The organism is Microcoleus sp. Pol12A5 (assembly GCF_036701435.1).
Lineage (GTDB): Bacteria > Cyanobacteriota > Cyanobacteriia > Cyanobacteriales > Microcoleaceae > Microcoleus.
Genome location: NZ_JAUBQU010000154.1, coordinates 1 through 11,659, shown reverse-complemented (window position 1 = coordinate 11,659; position 11,659 = coordinate 1). Strand labels below are relative to the sequence as shown.

General features: G+C 43.4%; 9 protein-coding genes and 1 pseudogene. 4 read left to right on the top strand and 6 right to left on the bottom strand.

Translation table 11 applies throughout. The annotated features are described in order from the left end of the window. Nucleotides 1-244 precede the first annotated feature (244 nt). Both QUA45_RS25620 and QUA45_RS25615 read right to left on the bottom strand, forming a co-directional pair. On the bottom strand, nucleotides 245-862 hold the full coding sequence (locus tag QUA45_RS25620; RefSeq protein WP_333222563.1) for a Uma2 family endonuclease: 618 nt from the start codon (nucleotides 860-862) through the stop codon (nucleotides 245-247). A gap of 104 nt (nucleotides 863-966) precedes the next feature. Beyond that, a complete protein-coding gene (locus tag QUA45_RS25615; protein WP_333222561.1) occupies nucleotides 967-1,155 on the bottom strand; it encodes a hypothetical protein in 189 nt (62 codons plus the stop codon). A gap of 127 nt (nucleotides 1,156-1,282) precedes the next feature. On the opposite strand from QUA45_RS25615, the pseudogene QUA45_RS25610 reads away from it, so the two are divergent. The 3 genes and pseudogenes from QUA45_RS25610 (at nucleotide 1,283) to QUA45_RS25600 (ending at nucleotide 5,607) form a co-directional block, all read left to right on the top strand. Then, nucleotides 1,283-2,602 (top strand): annotated as a pseudogene (locus QUA45_RS25610) (class I SAM-dependent methyltransferase). Nucleotides 2,603-2,715: 113 nt separating this feature from the next. Further along, complete coding sequence (locus tag QUA45_RS25605; protein WP_333222559.1) at nucleotides 2,716-3,240, top strand: type IV pilin-like G/H family protein; 525 nt, start codon at nucleotides 2,716-2,718, stop codon at nucleotides 3,238-3,240. A 132-nt stretch (nucleotides 3,241-3,372) separates the two neighbouring features. Then, on the top strand, nucleotides 3,373-5,607 hold the full coding sequence (locus QUA45_RS25600; RefSeq protein ID WP_333222558.1) for an O-linked N-acetylglucosamine transferase family protein: 2,235 nt from the start codon (nucleotides 3,373-3,375) through the stop codon (nucleotides 5,605-5,607). A 72-nt stretch (nucleotides 5,608-5,679) separates the two neighbouring features. Here QUA45_RS25600 and QUA45_RS25595 read toward each other — a convergent pair whose 3' ends face one another. Then, nucleotides 5,680-8,280, bottom strand: a complete 2,601-nt coding sequence (locus QUA45_RS25595; RefSeq protein WP_333222556.1) for a glycosyltransferase — start codon at nucleotides 8,278-8,280, stop codon at nucleotides 5,680-5,682. A 96-nt stretch (nucleotides 8,281-8,376) separates the two neighbouring features. Next, nucleotides 8,377-8,769 (bottom strand): tetratricopeptide repeat protein, encoded by a 393-nt coding sequence (locus QUA45_RS25590; RefSeq protein ID WP_333222554.1) that lies wholly within the window; start codon nucleotides 8,767-8,769, stop codon nucleotides 8,377-8,379. Nucleotides 8,770-8,825: 56 nt separating this feature from the next. On the opposite strand from QUA45_RS25590, the gene QUA45_RS25585 reads away from it, so the two are divergent. Continuing rightward, nucleotides 8,826-9,032 (top strand): hypothetical protein, encoded by a 207-nt coding sequence (locus QUA45_RS25585; protein WP_333222553.1) that lies wholly within the window; start codon nucleotides 8,826-8,828, stop codon nucleotides 9,030-9,032. A 217-nt stretch (nucleotides 9,033-9,249) separates the two neighbouring features. Here the strand turns inward: QUA45_RS25585 and QUA45_RS25580 are convergent, their stop codons facing one another. Next, nucleotides 9,250-10,005 carry a Uma2 family endonuclease gene (locus QUA45_RS25580; protein ID WP_333222551.1) on the bottom strand — a complete coding sequence of 252 codons (756 nt, stop codon included), beginning with the start codon at nucleotides 10,003-10,005 and terminating at the stop codon, nucleotides 9,250-9,252. A 181-nt stretch (nucleotides 10,006-10,186) separates the two neighbouring features. Continuing rightward, the coding region (locus QUA45_RS25575; RefSeq protein WP_333222549.1) for an MlaD family protein at nucleotides 10,187-11,659 on the bottom strand (1,473 nt) is incomplete at its 5' end.

The following is an 11,659-nucleotide window of genomic DNA, read 5'->3' as shown; positions in this document are numbered from 1 at the left end:
ATTTGCCACAGGATGTAACAAGATGCGATGAGGGCTAATAAGCCCATCCACTGTCCTAGCTTCATTAGATTTTAGATATTAGATTTTAGATTTTAGATTGAGGAATAGGGTATGGGGAATTACTGCTTGCTAATTGCTCTCCAGCCCAGAAGCGATAAATCGCATCTCTATAAGATACCTTAGATGCGCGCGATCGCATCTTTAATCAGATACCCCTACTCGGACATCAGCATAAGCAGCCTCCTCAATTCCCTTTGGCGAACACCTGCTGCGCTGTCAGCTTCAATTCTGGGAAAGTTCGGGACTCAATAACCTCGCCGCCTCTGAACAGTTTGACTTGGTATTCCCCGTCAATTAGTTGGTAAACCGAAAAAGTAGGTTGCTTGGGGTTGCCAATGAACCGTCTGCCACCCAATCCTAGATAGTCTATAATCCAATATTCCTGAATACCCATTGACTCATATGCCTCAAGCTTTAGGGCATAATCATCACCCCAATTAGTGCTATTTACCTCGACCACTAGCGGGACTGAGGAACCCATTGTGATAATTGATGATTTCTCCCATCGCGGCTCGTTTCCAATGGTTTGTTCGTTAAGTACAATAATATCTGGTTCATATCCCGATTCCTCGCGCATGGGTTTGATGACGCATTCTTTGGGGATGAAGTAGGGCAGTTGTAGCCTTCGGATTTCACAGTAGAGATCAGCTAGGAGAAAACCTGTTAGTTTAGAATGTTTGCCTGTTGCTTTTGGCATCTCAACAATTTCTCCATTGTGTAGTTCGTAGTGATGTTCTGAATTTTTAGGATACCAGTCAATGAATTCATCAAATGTTACTAATTCAGGTATGATTTGAATCATGGTGAGTGCCTCAAGTTTGGTTTTGATAGCTGTACGGGGAATTAAGATTTGGGCAAAAACATAGTCTTTAGACCAAGTAGCGATCGCACTTTTTGATTGCGTCTCTACTGCTGCTGTTGGCGCGATCGCCAGCCGAGGATGGCAGCTAAGATGATACTGGGGGTAAAGACGGCGATTAGGGCGTTGAGGTCGGTAGAGGGTATGGATAAGCTAGGCCCTGCGTACTTGATGGCCAGGGAAAGGGCGGTGGAAAGGGTGAATACTTTGAGGATGGGGCTGATGTTGGTGTTCATGGACGTGGTAGTTGGTTGGGCGATCGGGTTTTCAGACTATTATTGCAAGTATGTGTTGCGGCCCGGCGGGCGATCGGCTATTTTCTGAGATACTAGGATAATTTGCCAGCGTTGAGCGTAATTGAAAATGGATCACCAAAATTTAGAGTTAATAGAAAACATTCGCCAGCAATTTGACAATACTCCTTTTCCCAGAATCCCGCTGGAAGAATCTCCCAAAGACAACAGTGAATTGCTCTACCTTCATAATCTTGTCACTGCTTATTACTTAAGAAATAGAAGAGTTATTAATACAGAAGGTAAAGTTATCCTCGATGCCGGATGCGGCACAGGTTATAAATCCTTAGTGTTAGCTTTAGCCAATCCGGGAGCGAAAATAGTAGGCATCGATTTATCTGAAGAATCTGTGAAACTAGCTGAGCAACGTTTACAGTATCATGGGGTTGCTAATGCAGAGTTTTATGCTTTGAAGATAGAAGATTTACCAACTTTAGGGTTAGAGTTTGACTATATTAATGCTGACGAAGTTCTGTATCTCTTGCCAGACCCTGTGTCTGGATTGCAAGCGATGAAATCGGTTCTGGCTCCCGATGGCATCATCCGCACAAACCTTCATAGTTCAAATGGTAGAGCCGGAGTATTTCGCGCTCAAGCTGTTTTCAAAACAATGGGATTAATGAATGGCTCTCCGGGAGAAGTGGAGATAGAAATAGTCCGGGAAACAATGGAAGCATTACAAGATGAAGTAGGCCTTAAGGCATTTACCTGGAACTGCGATTGCGCGCAGAATGAGTCATGGATTATGTCTAACTATTTATTGGTGGGTGATAAAGGTTGTAGCATTCCTGAAGTGTTTGCAATGTTGAGAGGTGCTGATTTAGAGTTTATCAGTATGGTGGCTTGGCGCAGGTGGGACTTGATGAATTTGTTCAAAGATCCAGATGATTTGCCTCCGTTTTTGGCAATGAGTCTGCCAGAAGCTTCTCTGGAAGAGCGGCTGCATTTATTTGACTTGTTACATCCCCTGCACCGTTTGTTTGATTTCTGGTGTGGCAATCCCGATCAAACTCTGGATTTTGTGCCAGTTGCGGAATGGACGGAAGCTCAATGGCGGGAAGCACGGGTACACCTGCACCCTCAACTGAGGACTTCTCAGGTGAGGGAAGACTTGAGTAATTGCATTGACAGCCAGACGCCGTTTGAGATTAGCGGTTATATTATTGTGCCCACTTTAGCGCCGGTGGCGATCGAGAGTACAATGGCGGCTTGTTTGCTAACTCTTTGGGATGGGCCACAGTCTGTGGTGTAGCTAGCGGAAAAGTGGTTGCAGAGCCGAGATGAGCCTGCTGTTAATCTAGAACCCCCAACCCAGGAGACGGCCTTCGATCAAGTCAAGGAACTGTTGACTAGACTGGAAGTCTCTCTGTACGTGCTTTTGAAGCGTTAGCTGCCCGACCTCAAAAAAAAAATGGACGGGATGATAGCAAAGCGGGGGAAACTGGGTAAGTTACATATAAGAGTTAGAAACGAGCATCCCACCCCCTCAAGGAGAAACAAATTATGAAGACTGAATTTAAAGCCAAGTTTCTGCAACACATCAACAAAAGAAGACAGGATCAAGGTTTCACCCTGATTGAACTGCTGGTTGTTATCATCATTATCGGTATTTTGTCTGCTATTGCTTTGCCATCCTTCCTTAGCCAAGCTAACAAAGCCAAGCAGTCAGAAGCTAAACAGTATATCAGCTCCCTAAACAAGGGTCAGCAAGCTTTCTACGCAGAAAAGGGTACTTTTGTAACAACCATCGCAGATCTTGGTTCATTGGGTCTGGGTCTCAAAAGTATAACCAATAACTATAGTTACCAACTCCAGGGCGCAAATGGTGGTGTTGCTGCTACCGCACAGGGAGTGGCGGGTCTTAAAGACTATGCAGGTGGGGTAACTCTGGTTGTGGCTCCCGGTGCAGACGCAGCCAGCACTCAAACTATTCTGTGTGAAAGTACAGATCCACCTACTACCTCTGCTCTTCCTGCATTCACAATGGGTGTAGACTGTCCTACCTCTAACTGGACTCCTGTTAAGTAGTAACTGAATGGTAAGAGTAAACATATTGAATTGAACTCTCTTACCAAGTTAGCACTAAAATAGGTAAACAGGTAGCGTTGTCAGCGCTACCTAGTTTCTTTTTAAGGTTCCTTAAAATGTGATTTTCTCAAAATGATTGTTGACTTTATCTCTACCGATCCGCTCAAGTTACAACAGCAAATTACTGAATGTCTAATCAAACAAGACTACGATCACGCTATTAATTTATACGAGCAGGCAATAGCAGTAGAACCTGCAGTAAAGTCTCATTACTGGCATTTAGGATTGACGTTGCTATTGCGCGGCAAAGAAGTCGAAGCTCAGACAACGTGGCTGCTAGGAATGGCAGAATGCTCTCCTGAAGAAATAGACGAGGCGACAGCAGAACTGACGCAAGTTCTAAACATAGAAGCTAATCGTCGCGAGCAACAAGGAGAATACTCTGTTGCTTGGGCAATTCGGCAACATTTGCGAGAAATCAATCCAACGGATATTAACAATCTTTTATATTTGATTTGGCTGTTTATTGAGCTAGAGACATATACAGGAAAAGAACTAAATGAATTAGGAGTTATTGCATTACTACAAGGAGATACTTCATTAAATTTAGACTCTGATTTGTTAATGCAAGTAGTCAGGAATATATTGAAGTATGCACCTCAAATTCCGTCATCTTTGGAATTTGTAGAAGCTTGCCTGCCTCATGTCAAAGATAGAATAGCTTTTATTGATATTTTAATCCCGTTAATTTTTGAGATCTCTTACTCAGAGCAGCAGCATTTAATAGGTATAAGATTAGCTGAATTCGGTTTGCGTTTGGTTCCCCATCATTTAGAGCTTCTGCGTGCTTTAGGTTCTTTATATGCAGAAACTGGCAAGTATGGTCAGGCTATTGAAACGGCTAAATTATGTTATTCACTTGTAACTGAATTACCCGATAAGGTGTATGCAAATCATTTGATTCTTATGGCATTGATGAGTGCGGGTGGATATTGGCAAGCAGTCGAATCCCACGTCAAAGAACACGACGTACTGCTAAATTCATTGTTGGAAGAAAAGCCTGAAGTGACCGATTCAACTTCTACTCTACGGTTATACAATACGACATTTTTTTTGACGTATTTTCGAGATATAGCTCAGAGCAATCAAATAGTTCGCAATCAGTTAGGCCAGTTTTGCCAATCTAAAGTTGAAGCTGATGCTGAGGAAGCGGTAGAGCGATATCGTCAGAAACGCAATTCTGCCAAAGCAATAAATCCTCCCACTAAACCTTTGAAGATTGGATACCTGTCCCATTGCCTTAGAAGGCATTCTGTAGGGTGGTTGGCGCGATGGGTTTTTCAGTATCATGATCGCGATCGCTTTCAAATTTACACTTATATGATGGCTTCCCATCAGATCGAAGATCCCTTACTGCGATGGTATGTTAATCAGTCTACAAAAGCCTATAAACTCGCTCTAGATTATCAGCAAGCTGCGGAACAGATTTACCAGGATGAAGTAGATATTTTAATCGATCTCGACAGTATTACATTAAATCTGAGCTGCGGGATTATGGCGATGAAGCCTGCACCAGTTCAGGCAACATGGCTGGGATGGGATGCGTCGGGAATACCAGCGATCGATTACTATATCGCAGATCCCTATGTTTTACCGGAGTCTGCGCAAGATTACTACGCTGCAAAAATTTGGCGACTCCCTCAGACATACATAGCGGTGGATGGTTTTGAAGTAGGCGTACCCAGCCTGCGTCGAGATCAGTTGGATATTCCTGGCGACGCAGCAGTATATCTGAGCGTTCAGAGGGGCTTTAAGTACAATCCCCAGATGGCTCGGATGCACATGAACATTGTGAAAGAAGTGCCAAATAGTTACTTATTGATTAAGGGCTGGGGAGAGCAAGAACCTCTAGAAAAGTTTTTTATTCAAATAGCAGAAGAACAGGGTTTAGATGGTGGTCGCCTGCGATTTTTCCCGAGGGTTTCTTTTGAGGAAAATCATCGCGCCAATTTAGGCGTTGCAGATGTTGTACTAGATACTTATCCTTATAATGGAGCCACAACAACCCTAGAAACTCTATGGATGGGAATTCCGATGGTGACGCGGGTGGGCGAGCAGTTTTCGAGTCGCAACAGCTACACGATGATGGTGAATGCAGGTGTGACTGAGGGCATTGCTTGGACTGATGAAGAGTATATCGAATGGGGGATTCGTTTAGGGAAAGACCCTGTTTTGCGACAGCAAATATCGTGGAAACTGCGGCAGTCAAGACAAACTGCTCCGCTATGGAATGGCAAACAGTTTACGCAAGAAATGGAGAAAGCTTACGAACAAATGTGGCAGATATATATTGACAAAAATCATTGATCGTGCTAATCCGAGTGAGTAGTTTGTGCAGCGAGTTGCTGCACAAACTCGCTAGACTCATCATTATTTACTCTACTGCATAAAACGGTCTAGTTCAAATGAGGAAATGTTCTCGGCGTTTGCCTGAGCGATCGCCTCTCTATTCTCATTTTCCAATACAATTCGAGCGTGAAGGCGAGGTATCAGTGCTTCCCACTGAATTTCGCTCAACTGTCCTATCAGTGAAATTTCTGGTCCGTCAGAAACATCTAAATCTTCTTCCATTAAAAGATTCATCGCCACGCTTGACAAAGCAAGATTAGCATCTTCGTCAGAAATATTACTGTTGTCTGTGAGAATAGTTATTTTATTTTTCTCTGGGTGAGTTGCGATCGCCCTCACCACTCGTGCTATATCTACACCCACAGACTCTTCCGGTTGCGTCCAATCTGGAAATATAATTAAATTAATTTCTTTCAAGTTTAAACGTAAGAGAGTTGTATCAATCAATGCTGCACTAACCGTTTTCGCCATTTTTGACCAGGAAAACTTTTTGGCTTGTTCCAACCCAGCCGCAATTAATGAGTGGCGAATCTTAGGTTTTTGTACTTCGCAAAGTGCATTAGCTAGACCGTCAACATCCTCATCATTTACGTATAAAGCAGCTTCCCCTGCCACTTCAGGAATAGAAGAATTAGAGCAAGTAATGACAGGACAACCCGAGGCGATCGCCTCCAGTACAGGCAAGCCAAATCCTTCATACTTGGATGGATAAACCAGTGCCACAGCACCGGAATATGCTAATCTCAATTCTTCATCACTGAGTTGCAGCTTGTGAACAACAATCCCAAAAGTATAATTTCTAAACTCTCCTTCTAATAAAACTCCAGTCCCCGTACAGACAATTTCAAAGCCCTGTTTGCTGGCAAGTTGATCAAAAGCACGGAAGAACCCAATAGAATTTTTATAACCCGCCCCAGCACCTACACACATAAAATATGGTTTTGAAATCCCATACTTTATTTTAAAATTTCTAATCTCCTCTTGACTGGCTGGCGAGAAAAGGCTTGCAACACCACAATGAGCTACTGTTACAGAATCTTGAACAATAGCTGGGAAAAATTTTACTAAATCGTGTGCTGTATTTTCTGAAATAGTAATGTAGGTAGAAGCCTGACGTATACCATAATGCTTTTCTCTCCACATGGGTTCATCCAAATTTGCTGTCAAAACTTCGGGAATCATGTCATATGCCATAAAGACAGAGGTAGTGGAAATGGGAGTTGTGTAGTAAGTGGATATAAATAAATCAGCACCTTCTTCATCGCATAGTTGCTGGAGCATTTCGCGATCCGCGTCCGTTGTAGAGTAGTTATAAGGTGGAATTGTGCGATATCTAATACCTAGAATTTTAGGAGCTGTTCCAGCCCTGTCAAGAACGACAATATGTTTAGCAAAGCCATCTACTGCCCATTCTTGCAGCAATGACTGCCACACGCGAGCAATTCCTGTTCTATAAAGCTGGAAAAATACACCATCTACAATAATTTTTGGAACCGAGCTATAATACTTATTGATAAAAATTTTTCTATTTTGAAAATGCAAGGCAAGTTGATCAATACGACCATCGCGACCTGTAGCATTTGTGATATGGTGAATCAACCTGTTTATATCCTGAACCGGAGTCAATGAGTAGCCTGCCAATCTTGCTCTGTGAGACAAGTCCACATCATCCCAATATCCTGGCCCATAGTCTTCGCACCATCCTCCCAGAGCCTCTAACAAAAATCTTTTAATACACAATGCCCAACCTTCTAAATAAAATTCACCAAGTTCATTTTGCGCCAAAGGTCCAGCCAAACCTTCAGCCGCCAAATTACACAAGTATTCAATCGGTGAATCTTCTATACCTACGTCATTGTTTAGGTGAAGAATATACTTGCCACTAGCTAGCTTCGCTCCCTGATTGTTTGCCGCAGCAAACCCTAGATTTGTCTCATTTCGCAGCAGCTTAATATTGTGCTGACTGCAAAATTCTTCCAATGCTGCTTTTCCTTTTGGTGCGCTACCATTATCAATAAATATTATTTCAGTATCGGGTAAGTATTTGAGATTGTGTTCCCACAGTTCTAACAATTCACTGTGATCCCACCAAGGTACAACTATGCTCGCTAAACACTTAACTGCACTCGTATAGTAACCTTTAGTTGCTTCAACCCAAAAGCAGCTCTGAGCATGAGACCAGTAATTACTAATATTGATATTTTGAAAACCTGCAACTTTCAGCAATTGTTGCAGTCGAGGCGCTGTAAAACCAGTTTTATGAAACTCCCCTGCGTGCGTCTGTAACCCAAATACAGTATCCAACTGCCAGCCCCATCGTTCGTCTTCTGGCTTAGCTAGCCACTGCTGCATACACCATTCTAGATTTGGTAAATTCATCACCAATTTACCATCTGGTTTTAAAACTCTTGCCCATTCTTTAATAGCTAGTGGCACTTCAAATTTTCCAATATGCTCCAACATATGTTCTGTAAAAATTTCATCTACAGAGTCGCTTTCAAAGGACAGATTGAAGATATCCATTTGAATAACACCAGGAGCCTCAACATATTGGTCTATATTATAATAACCCTCCTTAATGCTTGTCCCACAGCCAATATGTAACTTAATTGAGTTGTCGTTTGGCTTCATATTTTTTTTCGGGAATTTTATTTGGGATTATTTCAATTTTATTAAGCAGGTATTTCTCCCTACTCAAATCACTCCAAGTTTCTTATCGAGCGCCTACTACTTCCCCTTCGCCTGTCCCAACAGCGCCTTATAATCCGATCGCCCGGGATTTAGCTTCACCAACTTCTCCAAAGGCTCGATCGCCCCCACCTTATTATTCATCTGCAACCGCACATTTGCCAACCCCTCCAGAGCCGTCTGATTCTGCGGTTCCCGCTGCAAAACCGTCTCATATCCCCGTTCCTGCGCCGCCAGCAAAGATTCCTGAGAAACTGCTACCGGAGCAGATTTTTGCTGGTGCTGGCTGCTCAAACCGCTGCCGAACAGACTCACCATACCAAAAATTGCCGAACCACCAAAGCCAACCATTGATACTAACGCAAAAATCTGCTTAATTCGATCGCTCCGATGAACCCGACTATCACTAGATTTTTTTTGTGTGCTTTCCATTGCTAACTCTTGGTGTCGCTGTTTTCCAGGCACTCGCAAAGCACCTAATCTCTAGAATGCCCAAGTTCGATCGCAAAACGATCGCCCTTCGCCATTTAAAATTTGAGACCCATCCTAGCCAAATCACAAAAACTGAGATTTGTCAAGGACATTTAGGTAACAATAACACGCGGGCGATCTCGATCGGTGAAGGGCGATCGCACCCTTACTTTTTAGCCGTTACTCTCAGGCAATTCGCCAAACCGAGCTCGGTAACGCGCTAGCAAAGATTCGAGTTCAGGATCACGCTGGCGTTCCGCTTCTAGTGCTGAGGCTAAGTCATCAGGAAGCCGATCTAATTTTTCTTCTAATGTTGTTGCAGTCCTGCAGATCGCTCCTTAATTGTGGTTATTTTTAATCTCAAACGCCCTTGCTGACTCGATTGTGCAATCAAAATGGGATTGGATTAATGGCCGAAAGGTCGATCGACCTTTCACACCTTCAAATGCCATCAGGATCGATACCCTGACTCCTCAAGTATGTCATTAGTCGATCGGCGCGCTGGCGTTCCTCTTCGGCCCTCTGGCGTTCCTGTTCCACCCGTTCCGCACCCCACAGCAGCAAATTGCCATTCTCATCCCACCAGCGCAACCAATAACCCGTTCTCTGAGATTTTTTACCTTCCCAAACCCCCAGAAATAAACCCATTGATTCTATCCACAATCGCTGATTAGTATCCGGTTCTTGCAATTCGTACTCTCCCGAATTCGATAGTCTGTACACTTCCAAAACTCCCGATTTTGATTCAAAAATTACATAAATCGGCACTTGCAAAATTCGCTCATAAAACCGCCATTTTCCGTAAGAATATGTCGGTTTATTTGAATATTCACTGCCGTCAGTATCCGATAAAAATTCCATTACTACTGCGGGGACTTCTCCCTCAGCATTGGGCGTATAACTGCGACGAACTTCTCCTGGTTCTGCTGGCAATACCGAGGGAACGTACACCCAATCTGGTGCTTTTACTACTGTTTTGTCGTTAACTTTGGCACACAGTCCAAAATTGGAAGCTACTAGCATTGAAGCTAGGATAAATCCTGCGAGATCCAAGGCTTCTCGCAGGGCCGCAGCTAAAAGTGGTTGGTCGATATTTTCCACAGGCTCGTCGGGTAATTTAAAGTCGTCTGGCAATTTTTCCCAAGTTATAGTATACTTGTTTTTTGTTTCTTCCGGTTTCGATAATGTTTGCGTCATTGGTTTTCTCGGTTTCGCTTCACACAGTTTTTTTTAAATAGGATTTGCACAAGAACTTTAATATCGGGGTGTGCAATGCACACCCTACTAACTAGCTGTAATCGGGGTGCATTACGCACCTTACTAACTAGAGGAAGTCACGAATCTTGCAATAATTGCGGTTATTCAATGATACCCTGTTTTAAGGAGTATTTTCGGGAGCAAGTGGTTCTGCTGATCTTGCAGTTTGAGAAGGTATAACAGGCAATTTTGGCTGTTTTTGCAAGCTGGGAAATCCAGGCTCTACTGATTGATTTCTGGCAGGCGTACTCGCATTTACTTTCTCAGAAAGGGGAGCTAATGTTTGAGTAACTTTAACTTGCTGTCGCAGTTGTTCTGTCGAACCCAACAAGCCTCCTAATCCGTTGAACAACCTGCGAATATTGTTGCGGAAAGCCGGATCTCCCGTCAAATCATCCACGTCGGAAGTAATTTTCTGCACGTTCTGAAAGGTAGCTCGTGCAGAATCTAGAGTTTGCTGCAATAATAACAAAGTGGCGGGATTGTTTACCTGGCCGGATAAATCTCGCAAATTACTAGAAGCTTGGGCAGCATTCGCTGATAAAACTTCTAAATTGTTTAGCAATTGTCCTTCGTTGATTCGATTAATTGTCGGACTCAAACTGCTGACAGCTACCCGCAGTTCCTGACTGCTTTGATTGATGTTATTTAGAGTTGAGACTAAACTGGCGCGGTTGGTTGTTACTAAAGAATTGAGTTGGTTGGCTGTTAATGTAATTTGATTGGCTGCTTGAGTTACTGAATTAGCAGAATTTATCGCAGCGGCAGATACGGCTTTTGTGGAAGTGTCCGCCGTAGCTGCTACTTTAGAAACATCAGCGGCAATTCCTGATATTTCCCCTTTTAGCGATTGATTTAAACTGCTGGCTTCTCCCTTTAATGATTGATTTAAACTGCTGGCTTCTCCCTTTAATGATTGATTTAAACTGGCTATTTCGGTTTTAACCGATTGATTCAATGTCCCAATGTCTCCCCTGACAGATTGATTTAAATTTTTGATTTCGGTTTGGGCAGTTTGAGTTAAATTCGATAAATCTTGAGTGAGTTTAGCTGCACCTTTAGCTGTGTTAGCTGTATTTTCTGCCAGGGATTTAATATTGTTGAACAGCGCAGGGTCAGTGTAGAAATTAGCTAGGCGGACTGTGGATTTAATTAGTTCGTCGATAGTGACTCCAGCTTGACCTTTTAAGCGCGAATTTTGGCAGATAATCTCAGGGGGACAGTCGGCACTAACGGGATTGGCGGTAAGTAAGGATTCTGGCAAAATCGAGTTGGGGGTAATGTCGATCGACGATTCGCCAATTAAACCCGATTTATTCGCTTCGATCGTAACATCCCTGGGAATCACTAAAGTACCGGGGGCAATCTCCAGCGTCACGTCTACGCCGTTAGAACCCGGTTTGAGGGCGGTAATTTTACCGACTGCAACCCCGCGATACCTGATGGGCGTGCCTATTTGCATTCCTTGGGCGCTGCCAAATTCTACGGCGAATTTGTAGCTGCGGTTCCCTAGCTGCACGCCCCGCAGCCAGAGCACTAAGCCGCCAAATAAACCGATTCCTACTAAAATTAAGAACCCGACAGAACCTTCTCT